The sequence below is a fragment of the Paraburkholderia strydomiana genome (assembly GCF_046030495.1).
In the GTDB taxonomy this organism is placed as follows: Bacteria; Pseudomonadota; Gammaproteobacteria; order Burkholderiales; family Burkholderiaceae; genus Paraburkholderia; species Paraburkholderia strydomiana_A.
This window is the reverse complement of record NZ_JAQQCJ010000012.1, coordinates 34,984-50,716: the sequence shown is the minus strand read 5'-3', so window position 1 is coordinate 50,716 and position 15,733 is coordinate 34,984. Positions and strand designations below refer to the sequence as shown.

Genomic DNA, 15,733 nt, shown 5'->3' with positions numbered 1-15,733 from the left:
CACCCATTACCACCAAAACACACGGGTTTGACTTACATGAAAAAACAGATCTCGTTCATTGCACCTGGACAGACGGCCAAAGCACTCATCCTCGTGTATCTGACGTTCTCGGTGCCGATCGTGCTGCTCGGCGTGCTGGTCGCGTTCATCCGGTACGGTTCGGTTGAATTGAGCACGGTGTTCAGCGCGTTGCTGCTGAACGCGATTCTCGGTTTCGTGCTGTTGTGGATCGCGTGCCACGCGTACAACTGGGTCGCATCGCGTTTCGGCGGCATTGAAATTCACCTGACCGACGCGCCCGAAGAGGCGTAATGCCTGCGGCAACCCGCGCCGCCGCGCCCACGGACACGCACGCCATCTTCGCGCTGACGTACGGGCTGGTGGAATTCGACGCGGACGTTTGAGGCGCACAGGTGAACCGGCTTCACGGGCTCGCGCTCCACACGGCGCGCCGAACCCGCGCCACCCTACTGCTCGTCAGCCTCGACACCAGACAACGCATCGCCGAGCAAGCCTCTCGCTTCGTCGCCCGGCAATGCCTCGACGTCGCGCAGCTTGCGGTTCATCATGCGGGTGCGCGTTTCCGCCGCCTCGATAGAACGCGTGACGGTCTCCAGCTGCGCTTTGGTCTTCGCGAGCACGTCGCCGAATTTGCCGAACTCCGTTTTCACCGCGCCGAGGACCTGCCAGACCTCGCTCGAACGCCTTTCGATGGCGAGCGTGCGGAAGCCCATCTGCAAACTGTTGAGCAGCGCCGTCAGCGTGGTCGGCCCCGCGATCGTCACGCGATAGTCGCGTTGCAGCAGGTCCGTCAGTCCGGGCCGGCGTAGCACTTCCGCGTACAGGCCTTCGGTCGGCAGGAACAGCAGCGCGAAGTCCGTGGTGTGCGGCGGCGACACATATTTCTCCGCGATCGTGCGCGCCTCCGCGCGAATCCGCGCTTCGAGTGCGCGTGACGCGTCTTCCACGGCGACCGGATCAGCGCGCTCCTGCGCTTCGATCAGACGCTCGTAGTCTTCGCGCGGAAACTTGGCGTCGATCGGCAGCCAAACGGGCGTGGCCGCGCCGCCCTGCTCCGTGCGTCCCGGCAGCCGGATCGCGAACTCGACGCGGTCCGCGCTCTTCGGCACCGTCGCGACGTTCTTCGCGTATTGGTCGGCGGTGAGCAGCTGTTCGAGCAGCGCCTCCAGTTGCACTTCGCCCCACGTGCCACGCGTCTTGACGTTGGTGAGCACCTTCTTCAGATCGCCGACGCCGGCCGCCAGCGTCTGCATCTCGCCCAGGCCGCGATGCACCTGTTCGAGCCGGTCGGAGACCAGCTTGAACGATTCGCCCAGCCGCTGTTCGAGCGTGGCGTGCAGTTTTTCGTCGACGGTGCGGCGCATTTCTTCGAGCTTGGCCGAGTTGTTCGCCTCGATGTCCTTGAGCCGCTGCTCGATGGTCGCGCGGACTTCGGCGAAGCGCCGGTCGTTCGCCTCGGTCAGTTGTCCCAGTTGCAAACTGAGCGTGTCGCCGAACTGCTTGAGCGAGCGGCCCTGCTCGTCGCGCGCCTGTTGGGCCTGCGCCTGCAGACTGTGGCGCACGGCGTCGAGTTGCTGCGCGAAAGCGTCGATCTTGCCGCCTTGCACCGTGATCATGCTGCTGAACTGCGCGGCGAGCGTCTGTTGAAAATGCGCGAACCCGCTGCTCTGCTCGGTGCGTGACACCCGTGCGGTCTCGGTGATGTCGTTGCGCAATTGTCTCTCGAGGCGCTCGTAGGCATGTGCCTGCGCGCCGGTCGCCACGTCGATGCGTTCGTTGAGCAGTTCGAACTGCTCGCTGTCGTCGGCGCGGCCATGAGCGCGCATCAGCAACGCCAGCGCAATGACCAGGACGACCGCCAGCACCGCGACGGCCGCCACCAGAATCATCATCATGAGCGCGCCTTGCCGATCACGTCCGGATTGACCGGATTCGGCGGCCGGCCTGCACGCGGCCCAACGCCGAGCCCGGCGATCAGGTTGTCGGCGGCGAGATTCGCCATCGCGCGCCGCGTGGCCTCGGTCGCGCTCGCGATGTGCGGCGTCAGCACGATATTCGGCACGCTCAACAGATCCGGATTCAGATGCGGCTCGCCTTCGAACACGTCCAGACCGGCCGCGGCGATCTGCTTCGAGCGGAGTGCCTCGACCAGCGCCGCGTCGTCGACGATGCCGCCGCGCGCAATGTTGGTGAGCGTCGCGGTGGGTTTCATCAGCGCGAGTTCGGCCGCGCCGACCGTGTGATGGCTTTCCTTCGAATACGGCACGACCAGCACGACATGGTCGGCACGCCGCAGCAGATCCTGCTTCGATGCATATTCAGCGTTCAGTTCGGCCTCGATCTCCGGCGCCACGCGCGAGCGGTTGTGATAGATCACCTGCATGTTGAAGCCCTTCGCGCGCCGCGCGAGCGCCTGCCCGATCCGACCCATGCCGATCACACCGAGCGTCGAACCGTACAGGTCGCTGCCGAGAAAACCGTCGTAGCTCCACTTCTGCCATTTGCCCGCGCGCAGCCAGTGCTCGGATTCGGCGATGCGGCGCGCGGCGGCCATCATCAGCGCCCAGCCGAAGTCGGCGGTGGACTCGTTCAGCACGTCCGGCGTATTGGTGCCGAGCACGTTCGCGGCGTTGAACGCGGCCATGTCGAAGTTGTTGTAGCCGACCGCCATGTTCGACACCACGCGCAGACGCGGCGACGCCGCCAGAACGCCGGCATCGATCGGCTCGCCCGCGGTCAGCGCGCCGTCCTTATCCGCGAGACGGCGTTTCAGTTCGTCGGCGGGCAACACGTCGCCCTGGTTCCAGTCGACGTCGAAATACTGCTTGAGCCGTTCGATCACATCGGGAAAGATCGAGCGGGCGACGAGGATCTTCTGCATTGCAATTCTCCGTATGGCGCGTCGAGCGGGAGTGCCTCGGCGTCGAAATCAGCATCAGAAAAACAACCAGCCGGTGACCGCGAACAGCGGCAACAGCACACCACCCGACCAGCCCAGATAAGCGAAAAAGCTCGGCATGCGAACGCCGCGCGATTGCGCGATCGCTTTCACCATGAAGTTCGGTGCATTGCCGATATACGTGATCGCACCCATGAACACCGCGCCGGCCGAGATCGCGGCGAGCGTGGTCGCGCCGCTCGTCATCAGCTTCTGCGCATCGCCGCCCGCCAGGTTGAAGAACACGAGATAAGTGGGCGCGTTGTCGAGAAACGAAGATAGCAGGCCGGTCGCCCAGAAGTACATGATGTCGCGCGGCTGACCCGCGGAATCGTTGACCAGGTGGACGAGGCCCGCGAACGCGCCGGCCTCGCCCGCACGCAGTATCGTGATGACCGGCGCGATCGTCACGAAGATGCCGGCGAACAGCTTGGCCACTTCTTCGATCGGCGCCCAGTTGAAATCGTTGCCCGCGCGCGCCGCGCGCGGCGTCAACGCGAGCGACAGCAACGTCACGCCGATCAGCGCAACGTCGCGCACCGCGTTCTGCAGCTCGATCTGTGTGCCGAACACGTCGAACGTGACCTCCGGCCGCCACAGACCGCTCATCAGAACGAGCGCGATCACCGCGGCGAGCAGCAAGAAATTGATCTTGCCGTCGATGCCGCGCGGCGCGCCCTCGGGCGTCGGATCGAGAAAGCGCGAGCGTTCCTCTTCACGCCGATGAAAGTAGTACGAGTCGAGCGCGTAGAAGCCGCTCAGCAGCACGACGCTGACGAACAGCATCGGCAACGCGAGATGCTGGGTGGTCCAGAAGAAGCGCACGCCTTCGAGGAAGCCGAGAAAGAGCGGCGGGTCGCCCAACGGCGACAGCGAGCCGCCCACGTTCGCCACGAGAAAAATGAAGAACACCACGACATGGACCACATGCTGGCGATTGTCGTTGGCGCGCAGCAATGGACGGATCAACAGCATGGCCGCGCCGGTCGTACCCATCACGCTCGCCAGCAAGGTGCCGAGCGCGAGAATCGCCGTGTTCAGGCGCGGCGTGCCGTGCAGATTGCCGCGCACGCAGATACCGCCCGCCACGGTATAAAGCGCGGTTAGCAGAACGATGAACGGAATGTACTCGTCGAGTAGCGCGTGCATCAGCTTGCCGAAGGCCACGTTCATGCCGAAGGTGAGCGCGAACGGTACGAGGAACACGAGCGACCATGCTGCCGCGATCTTGCCGAAATGGTGATGCCAGAACGCCGGCGCGATCAGCGGAAATATAGCGATCGACAGCAGCACGCCCGCGAACGGCAGGCTCCACAGCGCCGACAGGGTCGCGCCATCGAGCGTCGCAGCAGACGCCGATTGAGACCATCCGCCCAGCGTCAGCGCGGCGACAAGCCACATGCTCACGGCATGTCCTTTCATATCGTTGAGATCCTTTTTATTGCGGGTGGCCGGGTGCGCGGCGAGACGTCGCCGCGCGGCCTGCTCACGCATCCTGCACGACGATCACATGCACCCGGTAAGGGCCATGCGCGCCCAGCACGATGGTCTGCTCGATGTCGCCGGTGCGGGATGGACCGGAAACGAAATTGACCGCGCGGGGCAGTTCGCCGCGCTCCTTGCGGATCAGGCCGAACGCGTCTTCGTGACCCGCGACGATGCGCGATGCCGGCACGATGGCGATGTGCGCTTCCGGCAGCAAGCCGGCCGACGCGTAAGTTTGTGGGCCGGACAGCAGTACCAGCGTGCCGGTCTCGGCGGTCGCGCAAAAGCAGCCGGTGAGACCGACCACGTCGCCGTCGCGCGGCTTGCGGAATTCGACGCTGAGGCCGGCTTCGGCCCAATTGAGATCTTGCAGGGTCTGCCAGGCGATCGCCTGCAACGGCAACGCGTGCCCGGTGAGGTAGCGATGCGCCGCGGCTGGCACGTCGGCGAGCGTTTGAACGATGTCGACCGTGGTCGACAGCTTCTGCGCTTCTTCGATGAAACGCGCGCTCAGATCGGCCGGCATCTCCGGACGCGGGCCGGCCGGATGGCGCGTCACATAATCTGCCGCCGCCTCGCGCTCGGCAGCGGACGGCTCGGGCTCGCGCCCTTGCGCGGCGCGGATGCGCGCCAGGATGTTGCGGCGGGCAATGGATGTGTCCATGTGCGAAGTCCTCGTGTCGGCAGCCGTGCGAAGTGACGAGGATTATACCGGCCACCCTCCACGCGAACACCCTGGCCGAACGGCATATTGCCGGCCAGCTCACGCGCGTTCAAAGTAGTCACCAATGCACGGGCGCATGAGCTCGCACGAGGTGCGAAGCGCGTTACTTCGCGGCCTCTTCTTCGGGTTGCGCGATGCCGAATACCTGGCGCAGATACGCGAGATAAGCCTTGTCCTCGCACATGTTCTTGCCCGGCGAGTCCGACAGCTTCGCCACCGGCTGACCATTGCAGCGAACCATCTTGATGACGATCTGCAACGGGTTGTAGCCGAGGTCGTTGGTCAGATTGGTGCCGACGCCGAACGCCAGTTTGCAGCGGCCGCGAAAGCGCTCGTACAGTTGCAGCACCTTCGGAATGTCGAGCGCGTCGGAGAACACGAGGATCTTGGTGCGCGGGTCGCAGCGGTTCGCCTCGTAGTGCTTGAGCAGGCGCTCGCCCCAGTCGAACGGGTCGCCGGAATCGTGGCGCGCGCCGTCGAACAGCTTGCAGAAGTACATATCGAAATCGCGCAGGAAGGCCTGCATGCCGTATACGTCGGACAGCGCAATACCGAGGTCGCCGCGATATTCCTTCGCCCACATCTCGAAGCCGAAGATTTGCGAGTCGCGCAACCGGGGGCCGAGCGCCTGGCACGCCTGCAGATATTCATGCGCCATCGTGCCGAGCGGCGTGAGGCTGTGCTTCATCGCATAGAAGACGTTGCTGGTGCCGGCGAACTGCTCGCCGAGACCGTCTTTCAGCGTGAGGATCACTTCCTCGTGCCATTGCTTCGAGAAGCGGCGGCGCGTGCCGTAGTCGGCGATCTTGCAGTCGGCGAATTCGGGGCGCGCGCCCAGCAACTGGATCTTCTCGACCAGACGGCCGCGCCCTTCGCTGTAATCGGGCTTTTGCTGGGTGTTGCGGAAATAGACCTCGTTGACGATCGCGAGCATCGGAATCTCGAACAGGATCGTATGCAGCCACGGCCCTTTGATCTCGATGTCGATTTCGCCATTACCCTTCGGCGACGGCTCGATCGAAATGTATTTCTCGTTCAGATGAAACAGCGCGAGAAACTCGATGAAGTCACCCTTGATGAAGCGCATGCGCCGCAGGTAGTCGAGCTCGTCGTCGGTGAAGCGCAGGTCGCAGAGCTTGCGCACTTCGTCGCGAATCTCGCCGATGTACGGCACGAGATCGACATTCGGCGTACGGCAGCGGAAACGGTACTCCACATTCGCGGCGGGAAAATGATGCAACACCACTTGCATCATCGTGAACTTGTACAGATCGGTATCGAGCAGCGAAGTAATAATCATGATGGTGCGAACTGGACCGCGGGAAAAACGAAAGGCCGGACTCAAGCCATGCGCGTGGGACACGCCCGTGCGCGTCGACTTGACGCATGTTACCCGAATGCGCCCGAATTCAGCGCGCCGGCGAACGCTTGCGTCACGGGCCCGAAGAAATCCCCCTTGGCGGGCGCCATAAACTAATCACGAAAACATATAAAAGGCATTGCCCAACGCTGTATATGCCTCTTGACGTTACGTTACAATAGCGCTTTTGGCGCTTGCGCCTTCCCTGATTCCGCATGCAGGAGCTGCCTGAATGACTCACGTTGTGACCGAAAGCTGCATCAAGTGCCGCTATACCGACTGCGTCGATGTGTGCCCGGTGGACTGCTTTCGCGAAGGTCCCAACTTCCTCGCGATCGACCCCGATGAGTGCATCGACTGCGCCGTGTGCGTGGCCGAATGCCCGGTGAACGCCATTTATGCCGAAGAAGACGTGCCGGGCGATCAGCAGAACTTCATCGAGCTGAATGCCGATCTCGCGAAGAACTGGCCGAGCATCACCAAGACCAAGGCGCCGCTGCCGGAAGCCGACGAGTTCAAGGATGTGAAGGAAAAGCTCGCACTGCTCGCACGCTGAGCACCGCAGCCTGTCACGTGCCCCGCCGGATTCGAAATTAAACCAAGATGAACGCAGGGTATTGACAGGGGCTAAAGCTGCCTCTAAAATTTCGCTTCTCTGCTGTTGTTGTTCTGTTCCTCGATAGCTCAGTCGGTAGAGCGCCGGACTGTTAATCCGTAGGTCCCTGGTTCGAGCCCAGGTCGAGGAGCCAAGAATTTCAAAAGCCCGTTAACCAAGACGGGTTTTTTTATGTAGATCGAGTTGTACTGCTGTTCCTCGATAGCTCAGTCGGTAGAGCGCCGGACTGTTAATCCGTAGGTCCCTGGTTCGAGCCCAGGTCGAGGAGCCAAAATTTTGAAAGGCCCGCATCCGTGCGGGCCTTTTTCTTTTCGTGCGCCGCGCGTCACTGGATTTGATCGCTGGATCGTCATCATGGTCCGCTCGAGGCTCGCGGTTTTGTCGCCGGCTCCGTATTGCCTGCTCGCGGACAACGGCGGCGGCTAACGCAGATCATCTCGCTCATCGGCCCCGGCCCTCTTTCCTGCATGCCGTTATACGATGGCAGTCTGCCGGCGCGCGTCTCGCGCCCAACCGCTCGCTCATATTCATATCGGCACACCCATGAAACCCACCTCGTTGCGCATCGCGCTCGCCGTTGCCGCGGTATTGATGCTGCCTTCGGCTCACAGCGAAGAAGTCGCCAGCGTCAATACCAACTTCCGCATCACGGGTTCCGACCGCGTGGTCGTCGAGGCCTATGACGATCCGGTCGTTCAAGGCGTGACCTGCTACGTGTCGCGCGCGCGGACCGGCGGCGTCAAGGGTACGCTCGGCATCGCCGAAGATCCGACCGAAGCGTCGATCGCCTGCCGCCAGGTCGGCGCGCTTCATTTCACGGGACCGGTGAAACAGCAGGCCGATGTGTTCTCCGTCAGCATGTCGCTCATCTTCAAATCGCTGCATGTCGTGCGCGTGGTCGACGCGAAGCGCAACACGCTGGTGTATCTCACGTACAGCGACCGGGTCGTCAGCGGCAGCGCGAAAAACAGCGTGAGCGCCGTGCCGATGCCGGCCGGCACGACCATCCCCGTCAAGTAGGCATCACGCTAGCGCTACACGCGCGGGGCACGCTGCGCACGCCTCGATGCAGCAATGCCCTGGCCCCACACGACCGCAACCGCCCTGCTCGTCAGACGGCGCGGTTCGCGCCGGCCAGTCGAACGCACGCGGCCGGCAAACGCCAGGCCTGTGTCGCGAGCGCTCACGACGCGCTACACTGACCGTCCTGCCGGACCTTCATCATGACCGCCGCCCATCGCTTCCAGGACTCCGCCCGCTACTGGCGCACGCCGCTTCTGCCCGGCGCGGACCTGCTCACAGCCGAATATCACGATCACGAGTTCACGCCGCACTGGCACGACGCGTACACGATTCCGGTGATCGTCGCAGGCGCGGAGGGATATCGGTATCGCGGCGCCGATTACGTCGCCGAAGCGGGCGGCGTGCCGATCATCAATCCGGGCGAGCTCCATACGGGTTCGAAGGCGGTCGAGGCGGGCTGGCGGTATCGCGTGATGTATGCGCCGGTGGATTTCATCCACGATCTCGCGAGCGAACTCAGCGGCAAGCCGCAGGCGCTGCCGTTTTTTGCGCCCGGCGTGATCCGCGATGCCGATCTCGCCATGCGGCTCGCGCGCGCGCACCGTCTGCTGGAAGCGGGCAACGATGCGCTCGCCGCCGAAGCCGCGATGCTCGACGCGCTGTCCACGCTGCTGGTCCGTTATTCGCAGACACAACCGGCGCCGTCCCAGCTCCCCACCGACGATAAGCGCGTCGCGATCATGCAGGAGCGTCTGACCGGCGATCTCATCGAACCCGTTACGCTCGCCGACGTTGCGCGGGCGGCGGGCTTGTCGCCGTTTCACGCGGCGCGCCTTTTCACGCAGGCGACCGGCTTGCCGCCTCATGCGTGGCGCAACCAGGTGCGCTTGCAGCGCTCGCTCGCGCCGTTGCGCGAAGGTGTGTCAGTGGCGGATGTGGCCGCGGCGAGCGGCTTCACCGATCAGAGTCATTTCACGCGGCATTTCCGACGCATGTTCGGGGTGCCCCCGGGGCGCTGGCAGGGAATTTGAGGCGGCTTTGGGTGGGATGCGGCTGGGCGCGTTGCGAACGAGGTATGCGCGTTTGCGTGCCTTCTGCTTCAGCCTTTCCACTCACGTCACCTCACCGGACTGAGTTCAGCTGAACCAAGCCACTCCCCACCCCCGCCGCAAGAACGTACAAGACTCCCCCCTTCGACTCCCACTATGCTTCCCCAATCAAGGAGGCAAGATTGACCCATTCCACCCTCGGCCAGCACACTCGCACAGGCCATTTCAAAGAATTCGCCGCCGGCGCGCGCGACATCATCCCGATGATGGTCGGCGCGGCGCCGTTCGGTGTCATTTTCGGCACCCTCGTCGCATCCGGCCCGCTGCATCTGTGGCACGGACAGTTGATGTCGCTCGCCGTATTCGCGGGTTCCGCGCAATTCATCGCACTCGGGCTGATCGCCGGCCACGCGAGCTTCGCCGTGATCTGGGCGACCACGCTCGTCGTCAATCTGCGTCACGTGCTGTACAGCGCGACACTCGCGCCGCACGTCGCGCATCTGTCGGCGCGCTGGCGCTGCGTGCTCGGCGCGTTGCTCACCGACGAAGTCTTCGCGGTCGCCTGGGAGCACTACCGCCATCGCGAACCGGGCACGGTCGGCCCGCACTATTTCTTCGGTGCGGGACTGGCCATGTACCTGAACTGGCAGCTCTGGACCATTACCGGCCTGCTGTTCGGCGCAGCCTTCCCGGGCCTGCAATCGCTCGGACTCGACTTCGCGATGGTCGCGACCTTCATCGCGATCGTCGTGCCGCAACTCGTCGCGTTGCGCTACATCGCGGCGGCGGCTACCGCGGGCACGCTAGCGTTCTTCTGGCAGGCGTGGCCGTACAAGCTCGGCCTGCTCGGCGCGGTGTTCGCGGGCGTCGCGGTCGGCGTCCTGTTGTCGATGCCGCGATCCAACACACGCAACCCAAGCAACCCAAGCAACACACGTGGCACGCACGGCACTCGTCAAGCACGCGGCACCCGCGAAACCGCGGAGGCCTCGCGATGAACTACGTCGTCCTGATCCTCGGTATGGCGTTCATCACGTGGGTGATCCGCGCCGCCGTTTTCGTCCTCGGCGACCGGCTGGTGTTCTCGCCGCTCGTGCGCACCGCGCTCGGCTTCGTGCCGGTGACGGTGCTGACGGCGATCATCGTGCCGATGGCGGTTTCGCCGCACGGCGCGGACGCCGAACTGACCTGGCGCAATCCGCAACTGGTTGGCGCGCTGGCCGCCGTCGTCGTCAGTGCGCTGACGCGGCGGCCGCTGCTGACCATCGCGGTCGGCCTGACGGTGTTCTTCGTCTGGCAATGCGTGGTGCTGAAATAGCGCCGGGTACCCGTCGTCGCGACATCGGCGTCGCTCGGCTTGCGCCACGCGCAGCCCAGCCGGACGACGCCCCCCTCTACAGCGCCCGACTCGCGCGCCCTCAAGTTCCCCTCAAATCCGCCGATATCAAGTCGAGGTCCGCGTATCGGGATGCGTCCCGTTGATTACGCGGCAGCACGCTGGAATCAACCGCGTCGGCGGCCGGCGTCGCGTCATCCGGGTCCGCCAGCGGCCGGACGACGTGACGATGCCATGCGGCAGGATCAAACGGGATAACACATGGGTCAAATCACCCTCAAGCTCAAAGACGAGACCATTGCGTCGCTGCGCAAGGATTTCGACGCTTTTCTGCGGGTCTCGCTGAAGCTCGACCCGCAGTTCGCGACGCCGTCGTTTGAGGACTTTTTGCGCGCCAAGCTGCTCGATAACATGGTGCCGCTGACCGAACACGCGGTCCAACGGATGCTGCAGGGCGGCCAGTACGCCTGGGCCAAACGCACGTTGGACAAGGAGTTTCCCGACGTCGTCGCGATCCTGATGCGGCAGGCGGGCGAGTTCGGTTTCGGCTTCGCCGCCCGTTCGGAATGGACCCCGGAGGAGCTCGCCAAGCAATGTCGCGAATGGGCGGCGGCGATCGTCAAGGAAGCGGAAGGCGACGCGACGCAGGTCGATCCGCTCGCCGCGCAGATCAAGAGCGCGGCGCAGGACATTCAGGCACTCGAAGAAGTCATGCAGACGCCCGCATGGCGGCTCGTCGAATCGTTGCGCCAGCGGGTCTACGAGGCGAAGGTGGCATGCGAAACGAGCGTGGGCAGCACCGCGCGCGAGAAGCTCGGCGAGTTGCGCGGATTGTTGCGCCTGGGCATTTCGCACGGCTCGTTCCAGAAGCAGGAAGCGCAGCAGATCATGGAATACCTGCGTCTGCTCAAGCCGGAGATTTTCGTCGAAGAGCCGTATGACGTGTTTTCCCGTCTCGCGGCATGGCTGCGCAATTTCTTCGTGCCGCCGCGTCCGGCGCCGCAACAGCAGCAACGGCAGTCGCGCTGAATTTGCACGCGGTGCGCTGGCACAGCGCACTAGCCGGGCTGCGTTTGCGCGGCCCGACACTCTCCCCGTTGTACCGCACATGAGCGCCCGCTGCGGCGCTCAATCCCACATCTTCCTGAGCTTCGCCCCGATCTCGATCTTCGCGCGCGCCGCCGCGGCGAGCCCGGCCGCCGTCGGTGCGCTCGGCACCGGCACGCGCGGCCACGCATACGCGTCGAACAACGGCATCAGGTGCGCGGGAATGAAGCGCGTGCGCGACGCCCACACGTGGCGATCGCCCATATGCGTCTGGTTGTGCACGTAAAAGCGCTGCGGCACGACAATATGCAGATCCTCTTTCGCACGCGTCATCGCCACGTAGAGCAGGCGCCGCTCCTCGTCGATTTCGTCCTCGCTGCCGGTGCCGAGATCGGAAGGAATGCAGCCGTCGACGCCATTCAGCACGAACACGTTGCGCCACTCCTGCCCCTTCGCCGAATGGATCGTCGACAGGATCAGGTAGTCCTCGTCGATCAGCGGCACGCCGGATTCGTCGCTGGTGGCGTCGGGCGGATCGAGCGTCAGCTCGGTCAGAAAGCGCTCGCGCGACGGGTACGTGCCCGCGATGCTTTCCATCTGCAGCACGTCCGCGTGACGGATCGCGGCGTCCTCGTGATTGCGTTCGAGATGCGGCTCGTACCAGCGCCGCACCATTTCGAATTCGCCGGGCCACGGCGTCTGCCGCCCATACACGCTCGACATCAGCTTGACGAACGGGTGCCAGTCTTCCTGCGCGCGGGCGGGCGCGGTGAACGCGGCCAGCGCACCAGCGGCGGTGTCGACGGGATTGCCGCCGCCCGCGCGCGCGACGATCTCGTCGAGCACCTTCGCCGCCGTGGCCGGCCCGACGCCGGGCAACAACTGCACGACGCGAAACCCGGCGACGCGGTCGCGCGGATTCTCCGCCCAGCGCAGCACCGCGAGCACGTCCTTCACATGCACCGAATCGAGAAATTTCAGCCCGCCGAATTTGACGAACGGAATGTTGCGCCGGGTCAGCTCGATCTCCAGCGCGGCGCTGTGATGCGCGGCGCGAAACAGTACCGCCTGCGACTTCAGCTTCATGCCCTGCTCGCGCGCCTCCAGCACCTGTTCGACGATGTAGCGCGCCTGGTCGGCTTCATCCGCGACAGTGACGAGACGCGGGCGTTGCGCCGACGCCTTGTCGGTCCACAGGTTCTTCGTGTAGCGCTCGCTGGCCAGTTCGATCACCGCGTTCGACGCGGCGAGGATCGGCGCGGTCGACCGGTAGTTGCGTTCCAGCGTGACCTGGCGCGCGGGCGGATCGAACTGCGCGGGGAAATCGAGAATGTTGCGCACGGTCGCGCCGCGAAACGAGTAGATGGACTGCGCGTCGTCGCCGACCACGGTCAGGCCGCGTCCGTCCGGTTTCAGTGCGAGCAGGATCGACGCCTGCAGGCGGTTGGTGTCCTGATACTCGTCGACCAGCACGTGATCGAAACGCGCCGACAGGTCCGCCGCAATGGCAGGCTCGGCGGCCATGTGCGACCAGTAGAGCAGCAGATCGTCGTAATCGAGCACGCTCTGCTTCTGCTTCGCGTCGACGTAGGCGGCGAACAGCATGCGCAGATCGGCTTCCCACTCGCGGCACCACGGAAACGCGTTCTCCAGCACATGGCCGAGCGACGCGCCCGTATTCACGACGCGCGAATAGATGGCGAAGCAGGTGCCCTTCGCGGGAAAGCGCCGCTCCTTCGCGGACAGCCCGAGCTCGTGCCGCACCAGGTTCATCAGGTCGGCGGAGTCTTCGCGGTCGTTGATCGTGAAGGACGGCGCGAGCCCGATCAGATCGGCGTACTCACGCAGCAGCCGCGCGCCGACGCTATGGAACGTGCCCGACCACGTGAGCCCTTGTGCGAGCGCGGCCCGGGCGCCGAGCGCCGCGCCGGCGATGCGCGTGACGCGGCGGGTCATCTCGAGCGCCGCGCGGCGCGAAAAGGTCAGGAGCAGAATGCGGCGAGGATCGGCGCCCTTCACCACCAGATTGGCGACGCGGTGCGCGAGCGTGTTGGTCTTGCCGGAACCGGCACCCGCTATCACCAGCAGCGCGCCGGGCGGCGCGCTGGGCGTATCGGCGCCGTATTCGACGGCTTCGCGTTGCGCATCGTTGAGCTTCGCCAGCCAGGCGGCGGTGTCGAAAGGCGGCGGAGATTCGGCGACGGAGGGCACGGTGGATTTGGGCGTTGAACGGATTCAGGATGGCGACGCACACTGTATATCCATACAACCATCGACGACAAGCGACCCTTTTTTCGGCGGTCGTTGCGGTTATGTGCTTACAGGCCGGTGAGCACCTGCGCAGCGGCTTGAAGCGAAGGCGCTGCCGTGTACGACGCTCGCAGTGCACTCGAAAAACAGGTTTCCCGACACGCGCAAAAAAATGACCCGTGCGTGTCATCACGCAACGGGCCATCTTCCAGCAAGTGTGGCCACGCAAGGCGCAGCTCGCGAAGTGCCTAGCACCTCGCTTGCGCGCCTAAGCCTTACTGCTGCTTCTTCGCATCCTTCACATTGGCGTCGGCGCTGGCCTTGTCGGCGTCGGCCTGCGCGTCCGTTTTCGTCTTGTCGGCCCTGGCTTGCGCGACAGCCGCCTTCTTGTCGGCCTTCGACTGTTCCTTGGCAGCCTTCTTGTCCGCGTGCGTGACGGGTGCGGCGGCCGGATCGCTAGCCTGAGCGAACGCTACCGACGACAGACAGCCCGCGAGCAGCGCGGCATACATTCGATTCTTCGTCGACTGGGTGATCTTCATCCGATACCTCCGTAAAACGTGCTGCGAAAGCGCGGCGTGACAGGTAACCTCGAGCCAGCCTCGCGCCAACCTCGGCCGTCCGCCCGCGCTCCACACTTAATGCTTGACGTCGGCGCCGTCCGCCTGGGTGGCGGTCTGGCCTTCCATGTTCATCTTCATTTCATTGCTGGCGGCCTGCTTGTCCGCCTTCTGGTTGATCTTCGCGTCGCGCACCTGCTCCTTGTATTGCGCCTTGGCGGCCTTTTGCTGATCCTTCAGTTCGGTCTTCGACGCCTTCTTCGACGCGCGATATTCCGCGTTCGCCTTCGCGTTGGCGTCACGCTTTTGCACCAGCGGATCGGCGGAGCCCGCCGCCGTCAGACGGGTCGGCGGCGGCGTCACCGGCTGGACGCCCTGCGCGGCGGGCGCGGCCGGTGCGAGATCGGCGCCCTGGGTCTGGATCTGTGCCTGGCCACTGATGCCCGCAGCCGGCTGCGCGGTCTGCGCTACCGCGGCGGTAGCGGCAAAAGCAGTGAGGGCGGTACCGATCAGGAGTGAATGAATCTTGGTCATGGCAAATCCTCTCTAAAGTTGTTGTGACGCGGGCGCGGTGTAGCGCATGTCGACGTCGCGCAAGGCAGGTATGTCCCGCGTGACTCGCCCGGTCTTCTTCCACTGGATCTATCCTGCCAATCCAGCAAGCTTTGCTACATGGCCGCACTTTACGAGTGAAATTCACGATGCACGACCTCTGTTACGGAGGGTTTCACTTTCCGACAATTGCATAACAACTGCTTGCAATTGCTTGCGCGGAGCCTGCCCTCACCGTGAATTTCATCTGGAGCAAGCTTCTGCCTTATGATGCGAACCCTTTGCCTGAAGGTGCAAACGCCATGCCCAACCTCGATTTCACGCTCACCGGCGACTACGTCGAACTGCACAATCTCCTGAAGATAACGGGCCTCGCGGACAGCGGCGGCTCGGCGAAAATGATGGTCGCCGACGGCGCCGTGACCGTCGACGGCCGGGTCGAGACGCGTAAAACCTGCAAAATTCGCGCGGGCCAGGTCGTGCTGCTGGGCGACACGCGGATCGCGGTCCACGAGGCCTGACTGAACGCCTGCCCGCGCCCCGGCCGCAGTCCGGAGATTCGCAGTACCCCGCGCACCAAAAGCGTGCTTCTTTGATCGACATCGCCGATGCAAGGCAATAAGCTGTCAGTTTCGACAGACAAACCCCAGCCGACACGAGTGGCTCACGCCCACACCGCGCATTACTTCGCCGACGCTTGCCGGGCTGCCGCTGACACGCGCCGCCGCTGGCGCGCGAGGCAAGCACCACGCGCGGTTCGCGTACGCCGACA

The 15,733-nt window shown here is 64.3% G+C and carries 16 protein-coding genes and 2 tRNA genes; 10 read left to right on the top strand and 8 right to left on the bottom strand.

Annotated features, from left to right (window positions below):
* The first annotated feature begins 36 nt into the window (after positions 1-36).
* Entirely contained in the window at positions 37-312 is a 276-nt protein-coding gene (locus tag PQQ53_RS17395) for a hypothetical protein (RefSeq protein WP_074764961.1), read from the top strand.
* 155 nt (positions 313-467) lie between these two features.
* Here PQQ53_RS17395 and PQQ53_RS17390 read toward each other — a convergent pair whose 3' ends face one another.
* The 5 genes from PQQ53_RS17390 to pncB form a co-directional block, all read right to left on the bottom strand.
* Complete coding sequence (locus PQQ53_RS17390; RefSeq protein ID WP_408325056.1) at positions 468-1,916, bottom strand: DNA recombination protein RmuC; 1,449 nt, start codon at positions 1,914-1,916, stop codon at positions 468-470.
* Positions 1,913-2,902 (bottom strand): 2-hydroxyacid dehydrogenase, encoded by a 990-nt coding sequence (locus PQQ53_RS17385; protein ID WP_408325054.1) that lies wholly within the window; start codon positions 2,900-2,902, stop codon positions 1,913-1,915. Before PQQ53_RS17385 ends, PQQ53_RS17390 begins: the two co-directional genes overlap by 4 nt.
* A gap of 54 nt (positions 2,903-2,956) precedes the next feature.
* Complete coding sequence (locus tag PQQ53_RS17380) at positions 2,957-4,381, bottom strand: sodium:proton antiporter (RefSeq protein ID WP_408325052.1); 1,425 nt, start codon at positions 4,379-4,381, stop codon at positions 2,957-2,959.
* Between the two features lie 64 nt (positions 4,382-4,445).
* Positions 4,446-5,108, bottom strand: a complete 663-nt coding sequence (locus PQQ53_RS17375; protein WP_408325050.1) for a LutC/YkgG family protein — start codon at positions 5,106-5,108, stop codon at positions 4,446-4,448.
* Positions 5,109-5,271: 163 nt separating this feature from the next.
* Positions 5,272-6,468, bottom strand: a complete 1,197-nt coding sequence (gene pncB / locus PQQ53_RS17370) for a nicotinate phosphoribosyltransferase (protein ID WP_408147056.1) — start codon at positions 6,466-6,468, stop codon at positions 5,272-5,274.
* A gap of 292 nt (positions 6,469-6,760) precedes the next feature.
* Here pncB and fdxA point away from each other — a divergent pair, with 292 nt between their 5' ends.
* The 8 genes from fdxA (at position 6,761) to PQQ53_RS17330 (ending at position 11,581) form a co-directional block, all read left to right on the top strand.
* Positions 6,761-7,084: a ferredoxin FdxA gene (fdxA, locus tag PQQ53_RS17365; protein ID WP_020069367.1), complete on the top strand. Its 324-nt coding sequence runs from the start codon at positions 6,761-6,763 to the stop codon at positions 7,082-7,084.
* Positions 7,085-7,201: 117 nt separating this feature from the next.
* Positions 7,202-7,277: transfer RNA gene (locus tag PQQ53_RS17360), tRNA-Asn, on the top strand.
* A 62-nt stretch (positions 7,278-7,339) separates the two neighbouring features.
* Positions 7,340-7,415: transfer RNA gene (locus PQQ53_RS17355), tRNA-Asn, on the top strand.
* Between the two features lie 272 nt (positions 7,416-7,687).
* Positions 7,688-8,164 (top strand): CreA family protein, encoded by a 477-nt coding sequence (locus PQQ53_RS17350; protein ID WP_408147054.1) that lies wholly within the window; start codon positions 7,688-7,690, stop codon positions 8,162-8,164.
* A 203-nt stretch (positions 8,165-8,367) separates the two neighbouring features.
* Complete coding sequence (locus PQQ53_RS17345) at positions 8,368-9,198, top strand: AraC family transcriptional regulator (protein WP_408325049.1); 831 nt, start codon at positions 8,368-8,370, stop codon at positions 9,196-9,198.
* Positions 9,199-9,398: 200 nt separating this feature from the next.
* Positions 9,399-10,214, top strand: a complete 816-nt coding sequence (locus PQQ53_RS17340; RefSeq protein ID WP_408325047.1) for an AzlC family ABC transporter permease — start codon at positions 9,399-9,401, stop codon at positions 10,212-10,214.
* Positions 10,211-10,534 (top strand): branched-chain amino acid transport AzlD family protein, encoded by a 324-nt coding sequence (locus PQQ53_RS17335; protein ID WP_408325045.1) that lies wholly within the window; start codon positions 10,211-10,213, stop codon positions 10,532-10,534. Before PQQ53_RS17340 ends, PQQ53_RS17335 begins: the two co-directional genes overlap by 4 nt.
* Positions 10,535-10,813: 279 nt before the next feature.
* A complete protein-coding gene (locus tag PQQ53_RS17330; protein ID WP_408147046.1) occupies positions 10,814-11,581 on the top strand; it encodes a DUF4088 family protein in 768 nt (255 codons plus the stop codon).
* A 99-nt stretch (positions 11,582-11,680) separates the two neighbouring features.
* Here the strand turns inward: PQQ53_RS17330 and PQQ53_RS17325 are convergent, their stop codons facing one another.
* The 3 genes from PQQ53_RS17325 to PQQ53_RS17315 form a co-directional block, all read right to left on the bottom strand.
* Positions 11,681-13,810 carry an ATP-dependent helicase gene (locus PQQ53_RS17325; RefSeq protein ID WP_408147044.1) on the bottom strand — a complete coding sequence of 710 codons (2,130 nt, stop codon included), beginning with the start codon at positions 13,808-13,810 and terminating at the stop codon, positions 11,681-11,683.
* 314 nt (positions 13,811-14,124) lie between these two features.
* A complete protein-coding gene (locus tag PQQ53_RS17320; protein ID WP_408155176.1) occupies positions 14,125-14,391 on the bottom strand; it encodes a hypothetical protein in 267 nt (88 codons plus the stop codon).
* Between the two features lie 96 nt (positions 14,392-14,487).
* On the bottom strand, positions 14,488-14,943 hold the full coding sequence (locus PQQ53_RS17315) for a hypothetical protein (protein ID WP_408325043.1): 456 nt from the start codon (positions 14,941-14,943) through the stop codon (positions 14,488-14,490).
* Between the two features lie 320 nt (positions 14,944-15,263).
* On the opposite strand from PQQ53_RS17315, the gene PQQ53_RS17310 reads away from it, so the two are divergent.
* Positions 15,264-15,482, top strand: coding sequence for an RNA-binding S4 domain-containing protein (locus PQQ53_RS17310; RefSeq protein WP_011489423.1), 219 nt, complete (start codon positions 15,264-15,266; stop codon positions 15,480-15,482).
* Positions 15,483-15,733: the final 251 nt, after the last annotated feature.

Bases quoted from the DNA above. Each gene is read 5' to 3' on its own strand.
- PQQ53_RS17380 (WP_408325052.1), bottom strand. From the start codon at position 4,381: ATGAAAGGACATGCCGTGAGCATGTGGCTTGTCGCCGCGCTGACGCTG.
- pncB (WP_408147056.1), bottom strand. From the start codon at position 6,468: ATGATTATTACTTCGCTGCTCGATACCGATCTGTACAAGTTCACGATG.
- PQQ53_RS17315 (WP_408325043.1), bottom strand. From the start codon at position 14,943: ATGACCAAGATTCATTCACTCCTGATCGGTACCGCCCTCACTGCTTTT.
- PQQ53_RS17375 (WP_408325050.1), bottom strand. From the start codon at position 5,108: ATGGACACATCCATTGCCCGCCGCAACATCCTGGCGCGCATCCGCGCC.
- PQQ53_RS17330 (WP_408147046.1), top strand. From the start codon at position 10,814: ATGGGTCAAATCACCCTCAAGCTCAAAGACGAGACCATTGCGTCGCTG.
- PQQ53_RS17390 (WP_408325056.1), bottom strand. From the start codon at position 1,916: ATGATGATGATTCTGGTGGCGGCCGTCGCGGTGCTGGCGGTCGTCCTG.
- PQQ53_RS17385 (WP_408325054.1), bottom strand. From the start codon at position 2,902: ATGCAGAAGATCCTCGTCGCCCGCTCGATCTTTCCCGATGTGATCGAA.
- fdxA (WP_020069367.1), top strand. From the start codon at position 6,761: ATGACTCACGTTGTGACCGAAAGCTGCATCAAGTGCCGCTATACCGAC.
- PQQ53_RS17320 (WP_408155176.1), bottom strand. From the start codon at position 14,391: ATGAAGATCACCCAGTCGACGAAGAATCGAATGTATGCCGCGCTGCTC.
- PQQ53_RS17345 (WP_408325049.1), top strand. From the start codon at position 8,368: ATGACCGCCGCCCATCGCTTCCAGGACTCCGCCCGCTACTGGCGCACG.
- PQQ53_RS17350 (WP_408147054.1), top strand. From the start codon at position 7,688: ATGAAACCCACCTCGTTGCGCATCGCGCTCGCCGTTGCCGCGGTATTG.
- PQQ53_RS17395 (WP_074764961.1), top strand. From the start codon at position 37: ATGAAAAAACAGATCTCGTTCATTGCACCTGGACAGACGGCCAAAGCA.
- PQQ53_RS17335 (WP_408325045.1), top strand. From the start codon at position 10,211: ATGAACTACGTCGTCCTGATCCTCGGTATGGCGTTCATCACGTGGGTG.
- PQQ53_RS17310 (WP_011489423.1), top strand. From the start codon at position 15,264: ATGCCCAACCTCGATTTCACGCTCACCGGCGACTACGTCGAACTGCAC.